We start from the raw sequence: 23886 nt of genomic DNA on the forward strand, positions 1-23886 counted from the left end.
CTTATATTATTCTTCAATAAGTTTTTCACCTGTCATATCAAAGATGCGATCATTTAAACGTTGCGCTAACAAATCGGGATTAAATTTAGATAAAAAGTCGTCAGCCCCTACTTTTTTAACCATCGCTTCATTAAAGACACCGCTCAAAGAGGTATGCAAAATAATATGTAAGTCTTTGAGTTTAGGGTTATCACGCACGGCAGCCGTAAAGGTGTACCCGTCCATTTCTGGCATTTCTATATCGGATATGACCAAAACGAGCTCTTCGTTAGGGTCTTTACCCTCCGCAACCAAACCTTCAAGGTAATCTAGCGCTTCACGCCCATCTTTTTTAAGCGTTGTTTGTATGCCCATCTGCTCAACCACACGCTGTATTTGCTTACGAGCAATTGATGAATCATCAGTAATAAGAATATGCTTTTTGATGACTCTCTCAGAAATACCGTCCTCGATAATACCGTCACTAATTGACTCATCCAATGGTGAAACTTCAGCGAGAATTTTTTCTACATCAATAATCTCGACCAAGTGTTCATCCAACTTAGTTACCGCGGTTAGGTAGTTTTCGTCACCCGAACCCTTTGGTGGCGGATGAATGGATTCCCAATTCGTATTAACAATACGCTCTACGGCCTGAACAAGAAAGCCTTGCGTTGACCCATTGTATTCAGTAATGATGACAAAACAGTCTTCAATATTTTCAACGGCTGCTTGGCCTATCGCTAAATTCATATCCATAATAGGGATGGTTCCACCGCGAATATGGGCAACCCCTCTTATGACTTCGTGTCGCTGTGGAATTTGATTAAGCGCTGGGCACTGTAAGACCTCTTTTACTTTGAAGACATTAATACCGTAGAGTTGCTTAGAGCCCAAACGAAATAACAATAGCTCTAGGCGGTTCTTACCTACTAACTGCGTTCTCTGATTAACAGAATCTAATACGCTAGCCATAAACTACCCTCTTATAAAGATACCATTTGATTCTTAGCACAGTCGCGAAGATTTAGGCACACTATTTGCTCATCACTGTAGAGAGTCAAATAACGTTAGCTGGGTGCCAAAAAATCATCGAATGACATTGATGACTAGCCCATAACAAACGGTTGTATTGAAAGCATAGGCGAAGAATATGAAATCACGTAATTTTTTGTATAATTTTTTATGGTTTTTTTCATTCCTTTTTCTTTCTTACGGTGCTCAGGCGAAAGATAATAGCTATATGTCACATATAGTTGCTTCAGCCAAGACATACCTAGAAGGAGTCATTGAAAAACAGGCAAGCAGTACCTCAAACAAACAAGTCAGCGTTTCCAGCTTTTCTATAGACTCACGGCTACAATTAAAGCCATGCGACAAACCTTTGACGTTTAGCCATAATCTACATACTAAAATAAGCGGTGTCACATCCGTCAAAGCCAGCTGCCAAGGATCACACCCTTGGTCTATTTATACCAAACACCGAGTTTCGGCTAAAAAGTGGGTCGTCACACTGAATAAAAGCCTTCCTAGACACCATATTATCCGCCAAGATGATATTGGTTTAACATCGCAAGATACACGACAACTACGCAATGGCTATATCGCCGATAAATCGCTAGTTGTCGGTCAAAAACTAAAACGTTCCGTAAAAGAAGGCGCACCAATTTACCACCACCAGTTAGCGGCTCCCAACATCATAAAGAAAGGTGATAAAGTGAATATTGCGGCAAAAGTAGGCTCGTTAACGGTGGTAACTTCGGGTATCGCTTTAGATAATGGCCGTAAAGGTGATCAAATTGATGTCGAAAACCTGCGTTCATCACGTGTTATCCGCACGCGTGTTATGAGTAAAAATAACGTAGAAGTTATTTTATGAATAAACGTAAAAAAAGCTAAAGTCATGCTTATGTCAGCCGATACCCCTATAGCAGAAATAGATTTTTAACCAAAACACGACATCAACAGAGAATGATTATGGTTATTCAGCCCGGCAATGATCTAACATCCAATACAAGCCAAGCTAGACATAAGGCGGCTAATCAGGGAGTTTCTTCATCTCTAGATAAGGCCCAGTCGGCTTCTACCTCAATAGCTAGCACAGAAAAAAATGTACAGCTGAGCCCAGAGGCACAAACCATTGAGCGACTTGAAGCAAAAATTACTGCTTCAGAGGGTGTCGATAGCGCTAAAGTAGAACAAATCAAACAACAAATTGCTGAAGGCAGCTACGAAATCAATAGCCAACGCCTTGCGGAAAATATTGTTAATCAAGATTCCCTACTCGGTGGTTAATAGCAGCGTGTAATATCACTTCTCGCTGTTTTATCTGCCTCTTCTTCGCGCGCCTATTGCGCCACGACTCCTTCTGCCTTTAACGCTATACCTTCATTACTATATTTCCTGCCCTACTTTTATTATTTGGTATTAAATTTGCTGGTTTATTACAGCAAGTCTTATATTGGGTAAATCTTAAAAATAGTAGGCGAACCATTGCCGGTTCCTATCAGGAAGGTCTTATGAACACAACGAAACCACTGCAAAAAAGCCAGCCTAAAAAAGGAATTCAGCAATCCATGGACGAAAATACTAAAAAACAAAGTCTAGAAGCGATGAAAATCATGGTTAAAAAAGATCAACTTATTAGCCAGCAACTTATGAATTTACTGGAACAAGAAAGGCGACTACTTAAACAGAAAAACTATGATTCACTAAATGAACTCTTAACAAAGAAAAATCCATTGATTGACCAACTCAAGAATCATGCGGATATTAGACGACAGTGGTTGCAGTCACTCTATAAAGTAGCTGATGAAAGCTACTGGCGTGAGTTTGTAGAATCATTTGGTTTACCAGAGTTATCTCAACAATGGCATGACGTTAACGAAACTATTGAAAAGTGTAAATTACTGAACGATACGAATGGTTTGCTTATTACTCGTGGTCAAAAAACCTATGAGCAGCTTATTTTTTTACTGAAAGGCGGCAATCGTCAAGCAGATGTCTATACAGCTAAAGGCAGTAAACAATCGATTCGCGCCTATAGCAGTGTGGCCAAAGCCTAGTATCAAACGCGGTGGACTTACGCTACTCTTTGGCGGTCTCATTCATCACAGTAGCGTAAATACCGTGTAGCTCTCCTTTAAGCAATTGAAGATCTTCAGGCGTATCAATATCCGATAGAACCGGCAACAGACTAACACTTAATTGCTCGTTTTGAATCATCGCTTGCGTGGTTTCTAATACTGACGCCGAACCCCACTTCACCCCGCTGAATAAGGCGGGCTGTGATTGTTTTATTCCAATAAGTACATAGCCACCGTCACTCGCAGGCCCGATAACAACATCGCTTTGCTTAAGTGCTTGTATGGCTTTTTTAATATATTCAGGGCTAATAAAAGGACAATCAGTGCCCACCACAACAACCCCTGTTGCACCTGCTCTTAATGCATGCTCCGTAGCGAAATGCATGCGCTGCCCAAGATCCCCTTGCGCTTGCGCGTAAATAGGTAATGATTGATAGCGCACGTTGTTTTGATACAGAGGGAGTAATATTTGTTGTTTAAAGTGAGCTATATTCCCTCCCACCCACAGCTCTACCTTTAGTGAATCAATATCTATCCACTGTTGAAGCGCCTGCTGGGTTAACTGTATATGTAGCTGGCAAGACTGTGTTTGTGTCAGGAAGGGCTGCATACGTGTTTTAACACGTCCACGCTCAGGGGATTTACTCATCACAAGCAAGGAATAAGACATGGGACTACCGGTAGTAATAACGAGCAAGTGTCGTTGGATTAACACCGAAAAAGTACAGTGCTCGCAAATACCACATTAGCAGTATGGTTTTTATCACGCCATACTTCTCCCAGCGACGACTATCTGTGGTTACTTTAACACAAGGGATAAAAGGGGGATGTCGTTGACGCAATCGTTTACTGAATTCTACATCCTCCATAAGCGGTATGGTGTTAAAACCACCCAGCGCGTTAAATACATCGCTTTTCACAAAAATACACTGATCCCCTGTGGCAATGGATGTTAGTCGAGATCGCACATTCATCATTGTTTCAACCACACGTAGCAATCGTTGCCGACCACTAAGGCGCACAGGGTAAAACCCCCAAAACACCTTTTCAGATCCTTGATTATCTAAAAAAGGTAGCAAATGCTGAGAGGCACTGTCTACTGAGGATGCCGTTTCGGAAAGAGGAAATTGTGTGTCGCTATGTAAAAACAAGAGATAACGGCCTGCTGCCTGTTGAGCGCCGACGTTCATTTGCTTTGCACGCCCCTTATCACTCGTCACCACAACATCGGCCATTAAGGTCGCAGTAGCCACTGTGTCGTCGTGGCTACCGCCATCTACGACTATGGTTTCAAACAAATACTGGGGGTACTGTTCGCTGAGCAGACAGAGGTGATGCAGGCAGGCACGAATCCCCTCTTCTTCATTCAGGACAGGAATGATAATACTGAGATGAACAAGGTTTTCCGCGCTACCCTCTTGATTAAGTCCAGCGTTAAGCAAGTGCACCGCCACAACTACTGCCTTGCCCTGCGGTACAACCATAGCAATGCTCACCAATCACAATTGGCTGACCATCTATGGTTGCGTGCAGCAAATCGCGTAAATGGGTACGCTCATTATCGCTGGCAATCATTTCATTGAGCGGGCTATTGTTAACCGAGTGATTAACTAGCGGCATTTCTAGCATCTGATTAAAATCACAGTCGTACACATAACCTTGCCAATCAACACTAATCAGTGATTTACACATCAGCGATTCAACATTCGACGCTGAAAAGTTCTCTTTCAATAAGTGCATATACTCATCATAGCTACCTTTAGCAAGCAACATACCTCCGAAACGACTAATTGGCATATTCGTTATGGTTAATAGCTGGTTGAACGCTATACCATGCTCATCGAATAATCGCGTTTTATAGTCCTGTTCCAACTGCTGTTGGTTGGGAGGTAAAAAAGCACCATTAGGGTTATACACCAAATCTAATGTTAGTGAAGGGTTTCGGCCATAGCCTAGTGAATTTAACTTCTTTAGTGCATCGATAGAATCCTGATAAACCCCCTTTCCTCGCTGCTCATTGACATTTTGCTCAGCATAACAGGGTAATGAAGCCACAATATCCACCGAGTTATCCGCCAAAAATCTCGCCATTGTTTCGTAGCCGGGTTCCTGCAAGATCGTTAAATTACAGCGATCAATCACCCTAACACCACGTTTTCTCGCCTCGCTCACCATATAGCAAAAGTGCGGATTCATTTCCGGTGCGCCGCCAGTGAGGTCTAACGTTTTAATAGCATGTAAATCAATATAGTGAAGCACATCATCAATCATCTCTCTAGACATCAACTCGGTGCGCTTAGGCCCCGCATTAACGTGGCAATGCGTACAACTTAAGTTACACAAGTAGCCCAGATTAACTTGTAGCGTTTGTGTGACTCCCCTGTCAATCGCAGGAAAATCCGTCTTAAGTAATAAGGGTTTTGTATCTAACATTGAACATCCTATTTTGAGTAGCTCATATCAGTCATTATGACAGGGGGGAATAAAAAAAGTTTTCTTCAAACGAATAAAAACATAAAATGCAAACTCCACCGCCCGTAGCTCAGCTGGATAGAGCGGCCCCCTCCTAAGGGGCAGGTCAGAGGTTCGAATCCTCTCGGGCGGGCCACAGAAGAGTAACTGGAGAAAAGCGATGAGTAAGGCAAGCGCAAGACATATTTTGGTCGACACAGAAGATCAATGTAATACACTGAAAAAAGAGATCGAGGCCGGAGCTGATTTTGCAGAAATAGCCAAGCAGCACTCTACTTGCCCATCAGGCGGCCAGGGTGGTGCTTTAGGTGAGTTCACTCAAGGACAGATGGTGCCAGAATTCGATAAAGTTGTGTTTAACGATGCGCTACATACCGTTCATGGGCCAGTTCAAACACAATTTGGTTATCATTTATTAGAAATCACTGCGCGTAGCGATTAAGCTACAAAAGGGAATTCTCTCGGCCTACGGCTCAAGCATATATCTCAAGCGTCGGCCGTAGATTCTCTATCTAGCGTTGCCTATAAATAACCACTCTATGAGAGTGCTATCTGTTGGGTGCGCTATCTGTTACAATCCGCGCTTTTCTCTTCCCAGCTCCGTTCCGGAGACTATCGCAGGTAATCATGACGTCATCAGAAACACCCATTATTGAATCATTTAATGAACTTAATCTTCCCGAAGCCGTACTAAAAACACTGGTCGAACTCGGTTACGAGACACCCTCACCTATTCAAGCCGCCAGTATCCCTGTGATTCAAGAAGGAAGAGACTTGCTCGGACAAGCCCAAACCGGCACCGGCAAAACAGCTGCATTTGCACTCCCTTTATTGTCAAAAATTGACCCTAATAAAAAACACCCTCAGTTACTTGTGTTAGCGCCTACACGTGAGCTTGCAATCCAAGTGGCTGAAGCATTCCAGACTTATTCTCGCTATCTTAAGTGCTCTGTGCTTCCTATTTACGGCGGCCAGTCTTACGATAACCAATTGCGTCAACTCAAGCGTGGTACGCAAATTATCGTGGGAACACCGGGTCGTGTAATGGATCATATCCGTCGCAAAACTCTTAAGCTTGATCAATTGGAAGCGCTAGTGTTAGACGAAGCCGATGAAATGTTGCGTATGGGCTTCATTGACGATGTGGAGTGGATTCTTGAACATACACCTCAGGATCGTCAGATCGCCCTATTTTCAGCCACCATGCCGAAAGAAATTAAAAAAGTGGCGGATAAGTATTTAGTCGATCCTAAGCACATTAAAATAGAAACTAAAACATCAACAGCAACAACCATTCGCCAACGTTTTTCCATTGTAAACCGCAATCAAAAACTCGATGCCTTTACGCGCATATTAGAAGTTGAAGACTTTGACGGTGTTATCGTCTTCGTTCGTACTAAAGTGGCCACTATTGAGTTAGCAGAGAAGTTATCGGCACGTGGACATAGTTGTGCAGCCTTAAATGGCGACATCCCACAAAACCAACGAGAAAACATTGTTGAAAAACTCAAACGTGGTTCTTTAGATATATTAATTGCAACCGATGTTGTCGCTCGCGGGCTCGATGTAAAACGCATTAGCCATGTTATTAACTATGACATTCCGTTAGACACGGAGTCTTATGTTCACCGTATTGGTAGAACCGGACGTGCTGGACGATCAGGCGACGCGATTCTTTTTGTCACAAGCCGAGAACGCCATTTGTTAAGAGCGATTGAGCGTGACACTAAAAGTGTTGTCGAGCCAATGGATATTCCAAGCGCGAATGATGTTAACCAGAAACGTGCTGAAGTGTTTAAGCAAAAAATCAACGATGCCATTACTCAGAAAAATCTAGATACTTACCACGATATTGTTAACCAAACGATTCAAGAAAATAATCATTCCATCGAATCTATCGCCGCAGCATTAGCTTATCTTTCGCAGGGCAATCAGCCACTCTTTATTTCTGAAAAAGATTTTAAGAAAAATGCAGAGTTTTCAAATGACCGATCAAACAGGGATAGAGGTGACAGAAAAGATAGCCGCCAACGCAGAGATAGAAACGAGCGACAAGACAGCAGCCCACGCCGTAAAAAGAAAGAACATAACGATGCCAATATGAATCGTTACCGTATTGAAATCGGCCGTGAAGATGGTGTTAAACCGGGCAATATTGTTGGCGCTATTGCTAACGAAGCGGATATGGATAGCAAACATATCGGCTCTATTAAAATTAGCGATGATTACTCTACTGTAGATTTACCTAAAGATATGCCTAAAGCACTCTTCAAAAAGTTACAGAAAACGTATATCTGTGGCAAACAAACCAATATGAGTAAAATCGACTAATTAGCCCCAGCCTAACAGCGCTTATGTTTCAACTTAGCCTTTTACTATGCTGCTTGAAACATAAGCGCCACGCTTTTAATTGCGCTTACAAGCACACCACTTCTTCTGCCTGAAGACCTTTATCACCTTCGGCCAAGCTAAACTCGACTGTCTGCCCTTCATTTAACGAACGATAGCCATCGCTTTGAATGTTTCGGTAATGCACAAAAATGTCTTCGGATTTCGCCTCACAACTAATGAAGCCGTAGCCTCTTGAATTGTTAAACCACTTAACGATACCCGTATTACGTTCAGACATAGATTACTTCCTTCTACTGACAAAATATTACACATTATTATTATCGTGTAGTAACAAGCGTCAATCGACTAAGCCAATAGAGACGCTCACCAAACAACACACCATTTTCAGTGAATATTCTCTGGCAATAAACCTATCTTGTAAACATGCAAAGTTTCATTTAGTGATCCAGCTCAAGGAATTTAATTAATTCTGGGAAAAAACCACACACTTTTTCCATTTCATCTCGCACTAATTGCATTATTACCGGCATTGACAGCTCCTCTTCGGCTAGTCCAGGCGCCCAATTCACCACTAAATTGAGGGCCGCGTAATCAATTTGCAGTTCTCTTGCGAGCGCCGCTTCAGGCATTGCGGTCATACCTACGACATCACATCCATCATTTTCTAAGCGTTGCACCTCTGCCGCTGTTTCCAGTCGAGGTCCCTGCGTGCACCCATACACACCATAGTTGATATGTTCGACTGCAGACTGCTCAAAAAATGACAGCATACGTTGTCGTAATGCCTCACTGTAGGGATGCGTAAAATCTATATGCTCTACCCCTTGCATCACATCATTATTGCCATCATAAAAGGTGTGTTCACGACCAGAGGTGTAATCAATAATTTGGTGTGGCACGACCAATGTACGAGGAGGCATGTCGTCGTTGATCCCCCCTACAACATTACAAGCAATAATTTTTGTAATCCCTAAAGATTTAAGCAGCCATAGGTTTGCTCGATAATTCACTTGATGTGGCGGGTATTGGTGCTGGTCACCGTGACGAGGCAAAAAAATAACTTCTCGGTTATTGATAGAAAAGCTACAAACACCCCGCGAGTGATCTCCGAAAGGTGTTTTTTCTGAAATAGTTCGCGCTTTTCCCAAGGTGGTTAATTGAGTTAAGCCAGAACCACCAATAATTGCAATAGACATAATATCTTCTTAAATAATAATGAGAGAGAATGATGGGTTACAACAAATGATCAGGTACAGCATAAACACCTGGCGCATTGCGATAATACCCTTTGTAGTCTAAACCAAAACCAAATACATAACGGTCTTCAACAGACAGCGCAGAATAATCGACGGTAAAATCATCCACTTTGCGCTGATGGTGCTTTTCTAGTAAAACCGCCGACTTTACTGATAACGCACCTTCATCCTTACAGTAACGAGCAATATGCTTGAGCGTAACACCTTCATCAAAAATATCATCAACGAGCAATACATGTCGCCCCATTAACGACTTATTAGGATGAGCTAGCCAAGCAATCTCACCACCCGCAGTATGCTCGCCGTAACGTGTCGCATGGCAGTAATCTGCTTCTAATAAAAAAGCAAATTTGGGCAGCAAATGCCCCATAGTCACAACAGCACCATTCATCACACCGATAATAAGAGGATTTTTATCGATATAGTCTTGTGAAATAGTAAGAGCCATGGCGTCGAGCGCTTCATTAATTTGTCGAAGATTAAATAACTCTTCCGCCTCTTCTAATAAAGCCATAGATTTTTGCCTTTCTTTTCGCAGTAATAGAGTCATTATGATGCTGTACCGGTTGTCATTGCATTAAGAATGGCCGCGGTTTTTATATAGCGGCTATTAGTTTTTAAAGCGCTTACACTCCAACGCTTGAGGGCTTTCATCTTCATAATACGCTCTCGACTTTGCTCAACATGAGTTAAGGACTGATAGTTTTCAAGAGTGCCTAAAGTACTTAAAGCCCCCTCCCGGTTATTACAAACAAGCACCATGTCACAGCCAGCCTCTAACGCAGAAATAGCACGATCGCCATAGCTACCGGCAACAGCCGCTCCCTCCATAGTGAGATCATCACTAAATACCACACCATCAAAAGCTAGCTTTTGTCGTAAAACATTTTGTAGCCAGTGCGATGAAAAACCGACCGGATGTTTATCAACATTGGGGAAAATAACATGCGCAGGCATCACCGCTTGTAGCTGGGGTAATAAGTCCGCAAATGGAATCAAGTCATGGTGACAAATTTCATCCCAGCTGCGATTATCGATAGGTGAGACAAGATGGCTGTCACCGACTACACTGCCGTGCCCAGGAAAGTGTTTACCCGTCGTTGCCATCCCCGCATCTCTCATGCCACGCATCCAAGCACCGGCAAGCAATGTCACCTCTTCAGGTTTGGGAGAAAAAGAGCGGTCAGCAATAACATCGCACTGCTTATCGTCGACATCTAAAACCGGCGAAAAGCTAATATCTACCCCCACGGATAATAATTCAACAGCCATTAACCACCCACAATTCTCAACCAATGCTAATGCTGCTTGTGAATTCTTACGAAACAGTGGCAAAAAACGCTGCATCGCGGGTAAACGAGTAAAGCCTTCTTTAAAACGCTGTACACGCCCTCCTTCTTGATCGACAGCAATAAGAATATCCGGCCTGCATTGACGAATATCTTTGCTCAATGCTGCTATTTGTTCCGGTGATGAATAATTTCGAGAAAAGTAAATAACACCACCAACGAGAGGGTGCGCAAGTAAATTTTTATCATCACTAGTAAGTGCCGTTCCTTCAATATCAATAATGACTGGGCCAAGAGACATAAAAAACCATTTATTATTTTAGTGGAAAGGAAACATACGTTTCTGCATGCCTAGTGTCAACTGCAATAATAGAGGATTGTAAAGACAGCATTGGCGTTACAGACCGCAAACTGTCTCATACCAATCGGCAACATGTAACGGTTCATATAAAAAGTGCCCAAAGGATAAAAAAATAAAATATTTGCACCCCTGTATAAAACACTGTATAAAGCTAACTACTGTATAAAAAAACATGCACTCATTGATGATTTAGTGCTCAAAAGCATACTGAAATCAATAAGCGTATCGAATAACGGCCTCACAAAACTGTGAACTTGGAGCAACACATGATTAAGCTAACATCTCGACAAGAACAAGTGCTTATGTTGATCAAACAGAATATCGAAGAAACGGGTTACCCCCCTACCCGTGCTGAAATTGCGAAATCATTAGGGTTTAAGTCAGCTAATGCTGCGGAAGAGCATTTGCGAGCATTGGCTCGTAAAGGTGCCATTGAAATGGTGCCCGGTGCATCGCGTGGTATTCGTCTACCCGTAGACGAAACCGCAAACGATCCAGGCATTCCTATTGTTGGGCGGGTAGCAGCGGGTAGCCCCATCCTTGCGGAAGAACATGTGCAAGACCACTGCAGTATTCCTCGTGAGTTTTTTCAGCCGAGTGCCGACTATTTTTTAGAAGTTAACGGTGAAAGCATGATTGACGTCGGTATATTTGACGGAGACTTACTTGCTGTGCATCAAACACAACAAATCAGCAACGGACAGATTGTTGTTGCCCGTATCGGTGAAGAAGTAACAGTGAAACGGTTTCAACGAGAAAACAATAGCAAAATCGTCCACTTAATCGCAGAAAACCCTGAGTTTGAGCCCATCATTGTCGACTTAGAACAAGAGTCTTTCACTATCGAAGGATTAAGTGTTGGCGTTATCAGACGTAGTTAATCGTTAAACCTTATAGGATATTTGCCAAGGAGTGGGAAAAAGTACACAAAGCAGCCGGACATAATACAAGGCGGGAAACCCATGAATTTTGCAGCAGCAACACTAAACACATCGCCAGCTTTTACCCATACAGGCATTTATACTCAACATGTTAATAGCCAAACAGAAGGCGCTTATTCTCGCGGTCAACATAGAGCAATATCCGAAATTATTGTGCCGAATTTTACTGACAACCGCGTCATCACAAACTCGATTGTTGCTTCGCTAACTCAACAACCAAATAAACGATGGATCACATGGATAACCTCAGCGCGAATAGACAAGCAGCAACTGCTATCACTAGGAGCTAATGTTTCTTCTTTACGTATTGTGTACGTTGAAAACCGCGAAGATGCCCGCTGGATTATTTGGCAAGCATTATCACAAGGCACAAGTACACAAGTGATTGCTGAACAAGAATGCTTCTCCGCATCGGATGTATTAGCCATGGAAAGTGCGGCTCAACAAGGCAACTGCAATGGCGTGCTAGTCAGTATCGGACGAGGCAAATAATTGGCGACCTCGTCCAAATAACCTGCTTTTACCCATGATTCTATAGAAACAGCACGTTAACCCACAAAAAGCATCGTTAAGCACGCCTGCTTTTAGTCATTAACTTTATTGGTTAGAGCCTACTTTTTAGGCGCGGCCTTTTTCTTTACTGCGGCCTTCTTTTTAGGGCTTGCTTTCTTTTTAGGCGCAGCCTTACGCTTCACCGGTGCTGCTGTCGCCACCCATTTCCCGCCTTCATAGAAAGCCTTCCACCCGGTTGCCTTACCATCAATCTCTGACTGCACATACTGCTCTTTTGTTTTTCGACTGAAGCGTATTAACGTTGGGTTACCGGCATCGTCTTCCACCGGTGCAGAAAATAAGAAGGCATATTTAGGATCAATTTCGTCCTTATGAGGGATAATTTCTGAGACTAATGGCGCGCGAGTTTCTCTATTTTTGGGAAATTGACTGGCCGCAAGGAATAATCCACTCGCGCCGTCACGTAATATATAAGTATCATCGACTTTGATACAAGCGAGCTCTGGCATAGGCACCGGATCCATCTTGGGTGGCGCAGCCTCACCACTACGTAGCAACTTACGAGTGTTCTTACACTCTTCGTTTGTGCAACCAAAATACTTACCAAAGCGTCCAGTTTTAAGCTGCATGTCATTACCGCACTTATCACATTCAAGCACTGGCCCTTCATAGCCTTTGATTTTAAACGTGCCCGTCTCCACCTCATAACCTGCGCAATCGGGGTTATTACCACAAATGTGCAATTTACGCGTTTCGTCTAACAAGTAGCTATCCATTGCGGTGCCGCAAATACTACAACGGCGTTTATTAATAAGCTGCCTAACCTCAGCTTCTTCAGCTGCCGCTTCATCGCTATCGTTACCCGTATCAACGCTGACAGCCTCATCACCTGAAACTAAGTTCATCGTCGTCTTACAACGTTCTTTTGGCGGTAAGCTATAGCCAGAACACCCCAAAAAGACCCCAGTGCTTGCCGTACGAATTTGCATTGGGCGGCCGCAACTTGTGCAGGGAATATTAGTTTCTGTTGGTGTATTCGCCCGCATACCTGAATCGGCTAATTGTGCTTGCTCTAACTTTTGAACAAAATCTTGATAGAACTGATTGAGCAGGTCACGCCAATGGGTATCGCCATCAGCAACATCATCAAGTGCAGCTTCCATTTTGGCAGTAAAACCATAATCTAGAAGATCACTAAAGTTTTCAACGAGGCGATCAGTGACAATATCCCCCATCTTATCGGCAAAGAATCGACGATTTTCAACATGCGCATAACCACGATCCTGAATAGTCGAGATAATGGAGGCATAGGTCGATGGGCGGCCAATCCCCTGTTTTTCTAATTCTTTCACTAAACTCGCTTCGGTATAGCGTGCCGTCGGTTTGGTAAAATGCTGTTTGGGCTCCAACTGTTTTAAATCTAATACATCGCCTACGGCTACATTGGGTAACAATACATCATCATCTTTTTTACCCGCTGGAGGCTGCACACGCATAAAACCATCAAAACGAATCACTCGACCTCGTGTACGCAACTCAAAATCGCCCGCCTCAATCACAACCGATGTACTAGTAAATTCCGCACGAGTCATTTGGCAAGCAACAAACTGCTGCCAAATTAAAGCATATAAACGCTCTGCATCACGCTCCATACCACTCAACTGAGTTGGCGACACCGTGACATTAGACGGGCGAATAGCTTCGTGAGCCTCTTGCGCCCCTTCTTTGCTGGAGTAATTAATAGCGGATTCAGGTAAATATTTTTTACCATAATTCTCTAAAATATAATCTCGACAGGTTGCCACGGCCTCTTGACTAAGATTGGTTGAGTCCGTACGCATATAGGTAATGTAGCCCGCCTCATATAAGCGCTGAGCCATCATCATGGTTTTTTTAACCCCAAACCCAAGGCGAGTACTGGCCGTTTGCTGTAATGTTGACGTGATAAATGGCGCGGAGGGCTTTGAGCTCGTTGGTTTATCATCGCGCTTTACAACAGTGAATGTCGACGTCTCTAACTCGGCAACAGACCCCATGCAATCGTCTCGACTCGTTGGTCGAAAAGCGTTACCTTGATGCTTCTTCACTTCACAACGCACAGCCGCTTTGTCAGGGGTGAGCAACGAAGCAAACACATCCCAGTATTCTTCTGGCACAAAAGCACGTATTTCCCGCTCACGCTCAACCACTAAACGCACAGCGACAGACTGAACACGCCCTGCGGATAAACCGCGAGCAATTTTTTCCCATAACAGCGGAGACACCATATAACCAACAACACGATCAAGAAAACGCCTTGCCTGTTGGGCATCTACACGATGCTGGTCGAGATAACCTGGTGTTTCGAATGCTTTTTGAATCGCACTCTTGGTAATTTCGTTAAATACTACACGACGATAACGACTATCGTCGCCACCGATCGCTTGCTGCAAGTGCCAAGCAATCGCTTCTCCTTCTCTATCCAAATCCGTTGCGAGATAAATAGTGTCTGCTGAAGCGGCTAATTTTTTGAGTTCATCAACAACTTTTTCTTTGCCCGGTAATATTTCGTAATGCGCAGCCCAGTTATTATCTGGGTCAATCCCCATACGCTTAATAAGCTGCTCACGGCTTTTTTTGGCTTTATGCTTAACCTTTTCTTCCGGCGACATCTTACGTGTTAGCGCTGCTTGTTTGGCCCTTGCTTTGGCATCTATCGGTTTTTTAGCGGAACCACTAGTAGGTAAATCGCGAATATGACCAACACTCGACTTTACAATGAAGTCGTTGCCAAGATATTTATTAATAGTCTTTGCCTTAGCGGGTGACTCGACGATAACAAGGGATTTGCCCATGTGGTTTTCTCTGTAGTAACGGTGATAATAATAAATGTGATGAAACTGGCCACAGCTTGCAATGCTTAAAAACACTGGGCTTTTTGCGTCAATATCAAGGAGATTATCCTGAAACGATCAGTAAAAGTGGCATCCATTTCAATAATGGGTTGGCATATATAAGTGCTGAAATGCTTTCGGTCAAGTAAATATTGGTATTATTTTTGTGGAACTGCAGTAATACATACGGTCAACAGCCAAGTAAATCACCAAAGAACAACTTAAAAAATAATTTACATAATTGTTGTAACGCATTGTTTTAATTAAAAATACAATAAAAAAATATCATTAAGTGCAAAGTATTTAATGTACGCCTATGTTATACAAATGCTTTTCCCTTCTTTATTAACGCCTCTCTAAAGTTTTTATACCTACCGCCGTTAACACTACTATACATTCATAGACAAGAGGCTCAGCATTAGAGAGCACCACAATTTATGACGGCCTTCACTAGCTTAATATTATTAATCGCTATTGCAGCACTTGCGATGAGTGTTGTTGCTTACAGTAATTATTTGGTCGAAAAAGCAAAGCAAACCGCCTTTAAACTTGAAAAAATGAAAGTAAAAGTTGAAGAATTAGAAGATGTTGTACTGGTGCTTGATGGTTTGTGTGAGGATCGCCAAATTCCTAAATTAGTGAACGATGAAATCATTAGCCACTACGAATCCATGATAGAAATTGATCCAAATGCGGCTTATTTAAAGGCAGGACTAAGTAATGCCAATGTTCGATCTAAAGAACTTAGCGATGATTCTGGAAATCGACATATTTCACGTGTATGTAAGAGCGATGCTCAAATTGCTCGTTATCAAGCCTATTTAGATGAATCTCTAAATATTCTACGCAAACAATATATGTCAGGAAAAATATCCAACAATGACCTTCAAGATTTTTCATCACATATCAACTGGTTACAACTGCAAATAAAAGTCATATCTAACATTGTTCAAGGACATAAAGCCTATGCGAAAGATGGGGTTATATCAGCGAATGGCTTTTATAAAAAAGCACAAACGGAGCTCTTAAAATCATCCCATCCCGACCCTCGTCGAACAGAAATGATTACCCAGATGGCCGACTTACTGTTCGGCCGCCGCAAATCCCTCGATGCTCATTTAATGCCAGAAACAGAATTTAATCCTGATGATTTAGAAATTGATGAAGAATTAGAAGAAATGAACCTTGAGCACCAAGCCATGCTCAACGCACAACAAGATGATCTGGGTAAACCGCAAGCACAATTATAGCTCACCTCAAATTCACAAAAATACACCGAAGCATCATATAGGTATTGGACGGCTTCACTAATACCAATAGCGCTTATGGTGATCACGCCATGTTTTCAACAACCAATCATCGGCAGAGTTCTCTAAAGAGAACTGAATGGCTCCATCGCTTGCCGTATTAAACACGATAGAGCCCTGTTGGCGATAACGTGATAGCACCTTCTCACTGGGGTGACGATATTGATTACGATAGCCTGCGGTAGCAATAGCAAATGTAGGAGATACCCTGCGAATAAAAGTGCGCTCGGACGAGGTATTACTACCATGATGGGGCATCAATAAAATATCAATGTTTGGCGGCAAATAGGCGTGCTCAAGTAGTTCTTTTTCAACAATGCTTTCAATATCCCCCGTTAACAGCACATGCCTTTCTCCTACGCTGATCAATAACACGCAAGAGTCGTTATTACTTTTACGTGACTCACCGACTTCGCGTGATAGCGGTGGCCACAGTACCCGGAAATCAACCGTATCCCACTGCCAGTATTGTCCCTGTACGCACTGCTTAGCGAGCCGATGCGGTTGATCGGAAAACTCATTCGCAGATGAGGGCATAGGCAACGTTTCAGGGTTGCCCGTCAGCAGCAAATCAACATCAGCCGCCTTTAGCAAGCCTTGCATACCACCCGCATGATCTTTATCCGAGTGGCTAATCATCAGCATATCAACCACACGCTGCCCTGTTGCGCGTAAATAAGGTGCAATAATATGCTCGCCCGTATTAAACCGTTCGCTCCATTCACGCCCAGTATCGTAAACCAGCCGATGATGTTTAGTATCCACCACAACGGCTGTGCCCTGACCGGCATCCAAAAAGGTGATTTCCAACTGTTTTTTATCAATAATGGGAAACAGCACCGGCAACAACAGGCAAAGCCCCAAATAACGATAAGGCAAACCGTTAGGTGCAAGTAAATAAACGGCACCGACAACGGCAACAACAAGACCAATAAGTGAGGGAGTAAGCACACCAATAAATTGAAAACCAAGAGCGATATGATCGGCATAATCCAAGCTAACTAACAAGCCGTTAATCAAATACTCAATAGCAGTGTACACAAGACCAATTAAGTCATAATAAACAGGGGGAAAAGTGCTTATTGAGCCTAATGCAAGTAATAATAAAAGTAAGAATATCGCAGGAACGATGAATAAGGAGACATAAGGAATCGCTAAAAAATTAACTAACGGTGCACTGTAACTCATGCCTTGCAGCCAAATTAAGCTGGGTAAACCTAAGCCAATAAATAACAACCACTGCGCTTTAAGCGCCTGTATAAAATAGCGATAACCAATAGCACTATTTGATGAGTACGAACTTGGCCTACCGGAAAAGCCATAAAGCAAAACAGCCACAGCCACAAAAGAAAGCCAAAAACCCGTACCGTGTATCGCTAGCGGATCCACAAGACTGATCATACACAACGCGAGCGCAAGTAATGTCCAAGGCGATATTTTATAAAAGCACAGTTTGGCAATATGGAAAACAAGCACCATCACCAAGGCACGCTGTGTGGGCAGACTCATACCAGCCAACAAACTATAAGCCAGCGATAAGCTAATCGAGCATACCGCAGGCAATAAGCGATAACGCATTGAAAAAGGCGCCAACCACCCAAACAAAAAGACAAGCACTCGTCCAAGCAACCAACCAATGCTGGCAGCTAAACCAATATGTAAGCCCGATATGGCTAATAGGTGTACGGTTCCCGTATTCTTTAATATCTCCCACTGTGTAGACGTAATTAATTGGGTATTACCGACAGCAAGCGCGCTTAATACCCCGTATATATTTTTTGCCATATTAGGCGGCAGTGCAGAGGATTCACTAAGGATTTGTAATGAGCGCTGAACCCTCCATCTTAAGCAATCAACAACGGCTAAATCGCAGCGTATGCCCAAGAGCTCATTGGCTATCCCGTTATTAACAACACCGTTAACAACATAGCCGGTAGCGGCAACTCCTTGGCGTAATAAATGCGCGTGATAATCAAAACCGGCCGGATTTACCAAACCTCTTGGGCGACGCAACTTAACGCTTAACTGCCAATGCTGGCCGGGTAAAAATTCAACAGCCGCTTGGCCACTTTCTTGGCTGTTTTGCTCGCTTTTAATATCTGAAAATGCATCCCTAGAATAAGCGGATAATTGCAGCGTTGAACCCACCAACTGCTTACTGACTGGCGATAAAGGCTCAACAATAGAAGTGATTTGTAATAAAAAGCGCTGTCGACGCGCGTCTTGTACTGGCAACCCTATTACCACACCGCTAAGCGTGATGGGTAACCCAGCTAACTCATCAGGCAATTGCTGCTCAATTAAATGATGACCCCGTAGAATACCGATAGATCCAGCCAGTAAAAAACAGCCAACTAAGAAATAGCGACGATACAGACAATAGGCTGTAACAACAAAAACCGGTACGATGAAGTATTTAGGTGGTAGCTCAGGTAAATAACTACTTGCGAGGATTGTGATTGCAAATAAATAAAGATAACGCATACTTTCGTCCTTGAAAGTGAGTGGAGCTGGCTTGATTTTTTATAACATCCAGAAGGCCTAAAGCATACCCTAAATAGAACTAGAGTCCATTATCTATGTTACATATCACCGCCATTCCTGCCTTTTCGGATAACTATTTTTGGTTGCTCACCCAACAGCCATTAGTCGAACATCAGCCACAAACGGCTTACGTTATTGATCCGGGTGATGGCGAAGCAGTCGACCGTATACTGAGCCAATACCAGCTTAATCTTGCAGGTATTCTGGTCACACACCGCCATCCTGACCACACGGGAGGTATCAACTTTCTCACTAGTCGTTATAAAACATCCGCGTCTTCACCCCTACCGGTTTATGGGCCTGATAGCCGCTCTATTCCTCAAATCACTCATAGACGGCATGAAAACGATATAGTGACATTATTCGATAATTACCCACTACACGTAATGGCAACACCCGGACATACGCCAGAGCACATCGTCTATTATTCAGAGACCATACAAGAAGTACCGGTTTTATTTTGTGGTGATACTTTATTCGCCGGTGGTTGTGGTCGGTTATTAGGGGGAACAGCAGCACAATTACACCATAGTTTACGGCGGCTAGCCGCCCTGCCCGATAACACACGCGTGTATTGTGCTCACGAATACACATTAGCGAATCTAGCCTTCGCTCAAGCCGTAGAGCCAGATAACATAGCTATCCGACAACGTCTGTCGGCTATTCAAAAGCTCAGGGCAGATAATCAATCCAGTATCCCCTTTACCCTGTCGGAAGAGTATCAAACAAACCCTTTTTTAAGAGTACATACCGATAGCGTAAAAAAGGCTATTACTGATTATTGGCAAACTATAGCGGGTGATGAGACACTTAACTCAGCCGAATTTTTCGCCGTTCTCAGGAAATGGAAAGACCAATTTCAGTAAATTTCGCAGTGTTGTCGCTATGTCATAACACTACCCGAGGCACACCGTTCGTTAATCACTCTTGTAGAATAACACCCGCTTGATTAGACTACGTCGCCTTATTCCGACGGTTTAATCCGTTTGAGCAGTAATCCATCATACAAGCAAGGTTGTTATCGGTGAGTGAGTCTTTGTCATTTTTTCGTTTTTTTGGAGTATTAATAGGCAGTCTTTTACTATTGGCTTGCGATGCAACGCTACAAACCCAGAACAGCCATAATACCGATGATGCGAAACCCGCTTCATTCAGTGATTCAACACAGAGTGATAAACAAGGCAAAAACACCCGATCAAGTACAAATAAAAACAAAGACTTATGGAATCATGTTCGACAAGGTTATCAACTAAAGGGAGCCATCCCTTCAATCGGTGAGCAACGTATCCAAGCCATCACTCAGCGATATAGCAAGCACCCCAAAGATATTTTTCAGCAGACTGAACAAGCAAGCCTTTATTTACACTACATCACTACCGAATTAGAAAAGCACAACATGCCTACCGAATTAGCGCTTATTCCTTTTGTGGAAAGCCGCTTTGACCCCTTTGCCTATTCTTCAGGTCGAGCATCTGGCTTATGGCAATTTATTCCCGGTACCGCCACACGCTTTAAAATGCAGCGCACATGGTGGCAAGATGAACGACGTGACATTCAAAAATCAACACAATCAGCGATTGCGTATTTTCGTTACTTGCATAAATTTTTTGATGGCAACTGGTTACACGCCATCGCCGCTTATAATGCAGGTGAAGGCACCGTACAACGAGCGATAAGACGTAACCAAAAAGCCGGTAAACCAACCGATTATTGGTCATTACCTCTGCCAAAACAAACCCAATTTTACATCCCCAAGCTGCTTGCTTGGGCGCGTATCATCCAACAACCGCAACAGTATAAGCTCAGCTTATTCCCTGTTAAGGATACGCCTCGGTTTACCGCCATTGATGTAAAGTCGCAAATTGACTTAGCCGCATTTGCCCAGTTAAGCGACATCCCCATCAAGCAAGTATATGCCCTCAACCCATCATTTAACCGCTGGGCAACCGATCCGGAGCCTCCCCATCAACTATTAGTACCCGTTGAAAAAGCAGATGATATTATCCAGCGTTTGGCTAACTATCCCATTGAAGAACGCATGCAATGGCAACGCTATGTCGTGAAATCTGGCGATGTTCTTGGGGTTATCGCCGAAAAATATGGCACAACACTCAAAAGCATCAAACAGGCGAATAAGTTAAGCAGCTCTCGTATACGTATTGGGCAAACCTTGGTTATACCCAAGGCCTCTAAAAGCCCCAGCTACTATCAAGACAGTGCCCAACAGCGCTTAACGCATCGTCAAAACAGTTCAGCAAAAAAAGGCCGTCAGCGAGTTAATTATGTAACGCGCACTGGCGATACCTTATGGAGTATTGCTAAGCAATACCAAGTAAAGCCTTCGGCGATTGCGCATTGGAATAATATGTCTGAAAAAGATGTATTAAGAAACAAACAAACGCTAGTCATTTGGGTAAATAGTACCAAAACTAGTACTAGTGCAGAAAACGCGCATACCCAAAGTGAAAAACGCAAAGTGCTCTACACGGTAAGAAGTGGAGACAACCTTTCTTTTATCGCTCAGCGGTTTTCTGTTGCTGTAAATGACATTCGCCAATGGAATAATATTCAGGCTAAAAAATATATTAAACCGGGGCAAGTCCTTAAATTATTTGTAACAGTGGCACAACGCGCGAGCTTGTAACGATTCTTTGCTCATTTATCGATAAATCTAAGACATCGGAGCCGTATCAAAGGCGTCTGTGTGTATATGAGTCATGGCAGCACCCTGAAAAAAACAAGCACGCCGTAATGTGTTGACCATTGTGGGCGCACCACATAAAAAGACTTGATAACCCTGCATTTCTGGGTGCCGCTGTTTAACGACATCCACAACGTCACCGATTAAATATTTTTCTTCTATACCTGAATCATGCTTCACGACTGAATGAATATGTAGATTCGAGTATTGCCCTGCGAGTTGCGCCAACTTTTCTTTATAATATAAACCATTGGCATCACTGGCTGCGTGATAAAAGTCGATACGCCCACTATGCTGCTGAAAAAGCGCCTCTTGTAATATGCCATATAACGGCGCTAAACCCGTTCCTGTTGCCACCATTAACAATGGCGAACGAGGAGCATTATCGGTATAGCAACAATCTCCCTTAGGAAGAGAAAAAGATAGCACGTGATTAACCTCAACCTCATCACATAACCACCGACTCACCTTACCTTGAGCATGGCGCTTAATATGTAACTCTATAAGCTGCGCATTATCATATCGACTCGCAATTGAATAAGGCCGCACCGTGTGTTCATCATAACAAATATCAACGTACTGCCCTGCTCGCCATTTTGCATCCGTTTCCAGCCTAATCGCGACAATATCAGCACGAGCTTGATCACCAGATACCAGTACTTGTTTATCAACAACAACCCCCGTTAATTGCTCAGTGGCCTGCGCATCAGTAATCGACAATGGTTGCTCCGGATAACAGCAACAAGCTAAAAAACCACCCCTCTCCACTTGTAGCCGCCGTAAACCTTGTTGAGAAAATACCGGCACAACCCCATCCGTTTGTAACAAACAACTCTGACACACACCTTTACGGCAACTATTAGGTACACTAAAACCCGACTGCTCAAGTGCCTCAAGCACAGACTGACCGTCGTTGATGGGGATTTGCTGGTTTTTGTAATTTAAGTACATCAAAAAACACCTGTTAAAAACATTTATAGGATTCGCAGGAGGCTAATGATTGTATTAAAGATTGAGTGATATTGGGAACTATTTATGCGCCAATTTTTGCATTAAAGCGACTTCGCTAAACGATAGGCCGCTTTGTTTAACAACATCGTGGATGTCGGTGCCTTGAGAAAGAAGTTCGCGGGATTTTTCGTAAGCCTCATCACTAGGTAGTGATTCGGCTTGTTGCTGCGTATGATTACTCACTAGAGACAAGCTTGTTTTAGTGTCGGTTTGTCGATCTAAAGATTGTGGCTTTGATGGCACTTTTGTTGTTTTACTAAGCACGGCATTGTTTGACGATAGGTTTTTAGAAAAAGCCGCTTCGCTTACGTTTTTATCGTGATGATTGTTTATGTTGTGAGGGGTATTGAGTTGCTTTTCGATGTCGAGCAATTTTTGCCCCATACCGATGGTAGTACTGTTAGCCACTTGTAAATCTTTTCTCAGTTTTGCTAATTCTTTTTTCAAAGCCGTGCTTTTTATACGGCTAAGCAAAATTACAGCAATAAAACCAACTAAACAAACAATCGCTAAACCCCATTGCACTTCTGCCCACTGTACTTCTGTAAGTGACAAGCTATAAGTTATTGTAGACGATAGGTCTGACAATAAAGAAGCGGGTTGTGTCGCGATTGTATTATCCATTGGTATGTTTTCTTCTATATTAGACGTCTTCGATCTCTGCCCACTCTGAATCCGTCAGGAGTTTATCAAGTTCGATTAATATCAATAACTCATCGTTTTTGTGACAAACGCCTTGAATAAATTTAGCGCTTTCATCATTGCCGACGTTCGGCGCATTCTCAATTTCTGATTGGCGCAGATAAACCACTTCCGCCACGCTATCGACTAAAATACCCACAACATGGTTATCGGCTTCAATGATAACGATACGTGTATTCTCGGTTAACTCACCAGGGGTTAAGCCAAAACGATGGCGGGTATCAATAACGGTGACCACATTACCCCGTAAGTTAATAATACCCAGTACATACGTAGGGGCACCGGGTACTGGCGCAATTTCTGAGTGCCTTAGTACTTCTTGCACCTGCATCACATTAATGCCATAAGTCTCACCGGCGAGACGAAACGTTACCCACTGTAGAACAGGATCATCACTGGTTTTGATTTGTGCGGTGTTGTTCGCCATGTAGCTATCCTCAATTTATCACTTACACTTCAAAGGTATCTGCAGGGTCTATGTGATTCAGTCTACTACTGT

Annotated in this window: 23 protein-coding genes and 1 tRNA gene; 11 read left to right on the top strand and 13 right to left on the bottom strand. The window is 43.1% G+C overall.

Features of this window, described 5'->3' with window-relative positions; genetic code table 11:
• Positions 1-6: 6 nt before the first annotated feature.
• Positions 7-954 (bottom strand): chemotaxis protein CheV, encoded by a 948-nt coding sequence (locus ACZ5O6_RS06275; RefSeq protein ID WP_447091613.1) that lies wholly within the window; start codon positions 952-954, stop codon positions 7-9.
• Positions 955-1132: 178 nt separating this feature from the next.
• Here ACZ5O6_RS06275 and flgA point away from each other — a divergent pair, with 178 nt between their 5' ends.
• The 3 genes from flgA to ACZ5O6_RS06290 all read left to right on the top strand — a co-directional run bounded on the left by flgA (position 1133) and on the right by ACZ5O6_RS06290 (position 3044).
• Positions 1133-1858 carry a flagellar basal body P-ring formation chaperone FlgA gene (gene flgA / locus ACZ5O6_RS06280; protein ID WP_447091614.1) on the top strand — a complete coding sequence of 242 codons (726 nt, stop codon included), beginning with the start codon at positions 1133-1135 and terminating at the stop codon, positions 1856-1858.
• Between the two features lie 98 nt (positions 1859-1956).
• Positions 1957-2274, top strand: coding sequence for a flagellar biosynthesis anti-sigma factor FlgM (gene flgM / locus ACZ5O6_RS06285; RefSeq protein ID WP_447091615.1), 318 nt, complete (start codon positions 1957-1959; stop codon positions 2272-2274).
• Between the two features lie 224 nt (positions 2275-2498).
• Complete coding sequence (locus ACZ5O6_RS06290) at positions 2499-3044, top strand: flagella synthesis protein FlgN (RefSeq protein ID WP_447091616.1); 546 nt, start codon at positions 2499-2501, stop codon at positions 3042-3044.
• A 22-nt stretch (positions 3045-3066) separates the two neighbouring features.
• Here ACZ5O6_RS06290 and ACZ5O6_RS06295 read toward each other — a convergent pair whose 3' ends face one another.
• The 3 genes from ACZ5O6_RS06295 to arsS are packed head-to-tail and all read right to left on the bottom strand — an operon-like array spanning position 3067 to position 5498.
• Positions 3067-3735, bottom strand: a complete 669-nt coding sequence (locus ACZ5O6_RS06295) for a TIGR04282 family arsenosugar biosynthesis glycosyltransferase (protein WP_447091617.1) — start codon at positions 3733-3735, stop codon at positions 3067-3069.
• A 4-nt stretch (positions 3736-3739) separates the two neighbouring features.
• The gene (locus ACZ5O6_RS06300; protein ID WP_447091618.1) at positions 3740-4549 is read right to left on the bottom strand and encodes a TIGR04283 family arsenosugar biosynthesis glycosyltransferase; all 810 of its coding nucleotides are present in this window, start codon (positions 4547-4549) and stop codon (positions 3740-3742) included.
• Positions 4500-5498 carry an arsenosugar biosynthesis radical SAM (seleno)protein ArsS gene (gene arsS, locus ACZ5O6_RS06305; protein WP_447091619.1) on the bottom strand — a complete coding sequence of 333 codons (999 nt, stop codon included), beginning with the start codon at positions 5496-5498 and terminating at the stop codon, positions 4500-4502. The genes ACZ5O6_RS06300 and arsS overlap by 50 nt, the downstream gene beginning before the upstream one ends.
• A 98-nt stretch (positions 5499-5596) precedes the next feature.
• Here arsS and ACZ5O6_RS06310 point away from each other — a divergent pair.
• The 3 genes from ACZ5O6_RS06310 (at position 5597) to ACZ5O6_RS06320 (ending at position 7868) form a co-directional block, all read left to right on the top strand.
• Positions 5597-5673 (top strand) — tRNA-Arg (locus tag ACZ5O6_RS06310).
• A 24-nt stretch (positions 5674-5697) separates the two neighbouring features.
• Positions 5698-5979: a peptidylprolyl isomerase gene (locus ACZ5O6_RS06315; protein WP_447091620.1), complete on the top strand. Its 282-nt coding sequence runs from the start codon at positions 5698-5700 to the stop codon at positions 5977-5979.
• A gap of 185 nt (positions 5980-6164) precedes the next feature.
• Positions 6165-7868: a DEAD/DEAH box helicase gene (locus tag ACZ5O6_RS06320; RefSeq protein ID WP_447091621.1), complete on the top strand. Its 1704-nt coding sequence runs from the start codon at positions 6165-6167 to the stop codon at positions 7866-7868.
• 85 nt (positions 7869-7953) lie between these two features.
• Here the strand turns inward: ACZ5O6_RS06320 and ACZ5O6_RS06325 are convergent, their stop codons facing one another.
• The 4 genes from ACZ5O6_RS06325 to nagZ all read right to left on the bottom strand — a co-directional run bounded on the left by ACZ5O6_RS06325 (position 7954) and on the right by nagZ (position 10735).
• The gene (locus ACZ5O6_RS06325) at positions 7954-8166 is read right to left on the bottom strand and encodes a cold-shock protein (RefSeq protein WP_447091622.1); all 213 of its coding nucleotides are present in this window, start codon (positions 8164-8166) and stop codon (positions 7954-7956) included.
• Between the two features lie 160 nt (positions 8167-8326).
• Entirely contained in the window at positions 8327-9085 is a 759-nt protein-coding gene (locus ACZ5O6_RS06330; RefSeq protein WP_447091623.1) for an S-methyl-5'-thioinosine phosphorylase, read from the bottom strand.
• A gap of 37 nt (positions 9086-9122) precedes the next feature.
• The gene (locus tag ACZ5O6_RS06335) at positions 9123-9659 is read right to left on the bottom strand and encodes a hypoxanthine-guanine phosphoribosyltransferase (RefSeq protein WP_447091624.1); all 537 of its coding nucleotides are present in this window, start codon (positions 9657-9659) and stop codon (positions 9123-9125) included.
• Between the two features lie 35 nt (positions 9660-9694).
• Positions 9695-10735 (bottom strand): beta-N-acetylhexosaminidase, encoded by a 1041-nt coding sequence (nagZ, locus tag ACZ5O6_RS06340; protein ID WP_447091625.1) that lies wholly within the window; start codon positions 10733-10735, stop codon positions 9695-9697.
• 326 nt (positions 10736-11061) lie between these two features.
• Between nagZ and lexA the strand changes: the two genes are divergently transcribed.
• Positions 11062-11676, top strand: a complete 615-nt coding sequence (gene lexA / locus ACZ5O6_RS06345) for a transcriptional repressor LexA (protein ID WP_447091626.1) — start codon at positions 11062-11064, stop codon at positions 11674-11676.
• Positions 11677-11757: 81 nt separating this feature from the next.
• Positions 11758-12228, top strand: a complete 471-nt coding sequence (locus tag ACZ5O6_RS06350; RefSeq protein ID WP_447091627.1) for a hypothetical protein — start codon at positions 11758-11760, stop codon at positions 12226-12228.
• Positions 12229-12347: 119 nt separating this feature from the next.
• Here ACZ5O6_RS06350 and topA read toward each other — a convergent pair whose 3' ends face one another.
• Positions 12348-15083, bottom strand: coding sequence for a type I DNA topoisomerase (gene topA / locus ACZ5O6_RS06355; protein ID WP_447091628.1), 2736 nt, complete (start codon positions 15081-15083; stop codon positions 12348-12350).
• Positions 15084-15559: 476 nt separating this feature from the next.
• On the opposite strand from topA, the gene ACZ5O6_RS06360 reads away from it, so the two are divergent.
• On the top strand, positions 15560-16372 hold the full coding sequence (locus tag ACZ5O6_RS06360) for a hypothetical protein (protein WP_447091629.1): 813 nt from the start codon (positions 15560-15562) through the stop codon (positions 16370-16372).
• A gap of 57 nt (positions 16373-16429) precedes the next feature.
• On the opposite strand, the gene ACZ5O6_RS06365 is transcribed toward ACZ5O6_RS06360, so the two are convergent.
• Positions 16430-18913, bottom strand: coding sequence for a DNA internalization-related competence protein ComEC/Rec2 (locus ACZ5O6_RS06365; protein ID WP_447091630.1), 2484 nt, complete (start codon positions 18911-18913; stop codon positions 16430-16432).
• Between the two features lie 95 nt (positions 18914-19008).
• Between ACZ5O6_RS06365 and gloB the strand changes: the two genes are divergently transcribed.
• Positions 19009-19839: a hydroxyacylglutathione hydrolase gene (gloB, locus tag ACZ5O6_RS06370; protein WP_447091631.1), complete on the top strand. Its 831-nt coding sequence runs from the start codon at positions 19009-19011 to the stop codon at positions 19837-19839.
• A 170-nt stretch (positions 19840-20009) separates the two neighbouring features.
• Positions 20010-21617 carry a lytic transglycosylase gene (locus ACZ5O6_RS06375; RefSeq protein WP_464283485.1) on the top strand — a complete coding sequence of 536 codons (1608 nt, stop codon included), beginning with the start codon at positions 20010-20012 and terminating at the stop codon, positions 21615-21617.
• 27 nt (positions 21618-21644) lie between these two features.
• On the opposite strand, the gene ACZ5O6_RS06380 is transcribed toward ACZ5O6_RS06375, so the two are convergent.
• The 3 genes from ACZ5O6_RS06380 to ACZ5O6_RS06390 all read right to left on the bottom strand — a co-directional run bounded on the left by ACZ5O6_RS06380 (position 21645) and on the right by ACZ5O6_RS06390 (position 23814).
• Entirely contained in the window at positions 21645-22625 is a 981-nt protein-coding gene (locus ACZ5O6_RS06380; RefSeq protein ID WP_447091633.1) for a 2Fe-2S iron-sulfur cluster-binding protein, read from the bottom strand.
• 78 nt (positions 22626-22703) lie between these two features.
• On the bottom strand, positions 22704-23309 hold the full coding sequence (locus ACZ5O6_RS06385; protein WP_447091634.1) for a hypothetical protein: 606 nt from the start codon (positions 23307-23309) through the stop codon (positions 22704-22706).
• Between the two features lie 19 nt (positions 23310-23328).
• Positions 23329-23814: a chemotaxis protein CheW gene (locus tag ACZ5O6_RS06390; RefSeq protein WP_447091635.1), complete on the bottom strand. Its 486-nt coding sequence runs from the start codon at positions 23812-23814 to the stop codon at positions 23329-23331.
• Positions 23815-23886 lie beyond the last annotated feature (72 nt).

Source organism: Eionea flava, assembly GCF_055393785.1.

Coding starts and splice junctions, on each gene's coding strand:
- ACZ5O6_RS06275 (WP_447091613.1), bottom strand. CDS start 954: ATGGCTAGCGTATTAGATTCTGTTAATCAGAGAACGCAGTTAGTAGGT.
- flgA (WP_447091614.1), top strand. CDS start 1,133: ATGAAATCACGTAATTTTTTGTATAATTTTTTATGGTTTTTTTCATTC.
- flgM (WP_447091615.1), top strand. CDS start 1,957: ATGGTTATTCAGCCCGGCAATGATCTAACATCCAATACAAGCCAAGCT.
- ACZ5O6_RS06290 (WP_447091616.1), top strand. CDS start 2,499: ATGAACACAACGAAACCACTGCAAAAAAGCCAGCCTAAAAAAGGAATT.
- ACZ5O6_RS06295 (WP_447091617.1), bottom strand. CDS start 3,735: ATGTCTTATTCCTTGCTTGTGATGAGTAAATCCCCTGAGCGTGGACGT.
- ACZ5O6_RS06300 (WP_447091618.1), bottom strand. CDS start 4,549: ATGGTTGTACCGCAGGGCAAGGCAGTAGTTGTGGCGGTGCACTTGCTT.
- arsS (WP_447091619.1), bottom strand. CDS start 5,498: ATGTTAGATACAAAACCCTTATTACTTAAGACGGATTTTCCTGCGATT.
- ACZ5O6_RS06315 (WP_447091620.1), top strand. CDS start 5,698: ATGAGTAAGGCAAGCGCAAGACATATTTTGGTCGACACAGAAGATCAA.
- ACZ5O6_RS06320 (WP_447091621.1), top strand. CDS start 6,165: ATGACGTCATCAGAAACACCCATTATTGAATCATTTAATGAACTTAAT.
- ACZ5O6_RS06325 (WP_447091622.1), bottom strand. CDS start 8,166: ATGTCTGAACGTAATACGGGTATCGTTAAGTGGTTTAACAATTCAAGA.
- ACZ5O6_RS06330 (WP_447091623.1), bottom strand. CDS start 9,085: ATGTCTATTGCAATTATTGGTGGTTCTGGCTTAACTCAATTAACCACC.
- ACZ5O6_RS06335 (WP_447091624.1), bottom strand. CDS start 9,659: ATGGCTTTATTAGAAGAGGCGGAAGAGTTATTTAATCTTCGACAAATT.
- nagZ (WP_447091625.1), bottom strand. CDS start 10,735: ATGTCTCTTGGCCCAGTCATTATTGATATTGAAGGAACGGCACTTACT.
- lexA (WP_447091626.1), top strand. CDS start 11,062: ATGATTAAGCTAACATCTCGACAAGAACAAGTGCTTATGTTGATCAAA.
- ACZ5O6_RS06350 (WP_447091627.1), top strand. CDS start 11,758: ATGAATTTTGCAGCAGCAACACTAAACACATCGCCAGCTTTTACCCAT.
- topA (WP_447091628.1), bottom strand. CDS start 15,083: ATGGGCAAATCCCTTGTTATCGTCGAGTCACCCGCTAAGGCAAAGACT.
- ACZ5O6_RS06360 (WP_447091629.1), top strand. CDS start 15,560: ATGACGGCCTTCACTAGCTTAATATTATTAATCGCTATTGCAGCACTT.
- ACZ5O6_RS06365 (WP_447091630.1), bottom strand. CDS start 18,913: ATGCGTTATCTTTATTTATTTGCAATCACAATCCTCGCAAGTAGTTAT.
- gloB (WP_447091631.1), top strand. CDS start 19,009: ATGTTACATATCACCGCCATTCCTGCCTTTTCGGATAACTATTTTTGG.
- ACZ5O6_RS06380 (WP_447091633.1), bottom strand. CDS start 22,625: ATGTACTTAAATTACAAAAACCAGCAAATCCCCATCAACGACGGTCAG.
- ACZ5O6_RS06385 (WP_447091634.1), bottom strand. CDS start 23,309: ATGGATAATACAATCGCGACACAACCCGCTTCTTTATTGTCAGACCTA.
- ACZ5O6_RS06390 (WP_447091635.1), bottom strand. CDS start 23,814: ATGGCGAACAACACCGCACAAATCAAAACCAGTGATGATCCTGTTCTA.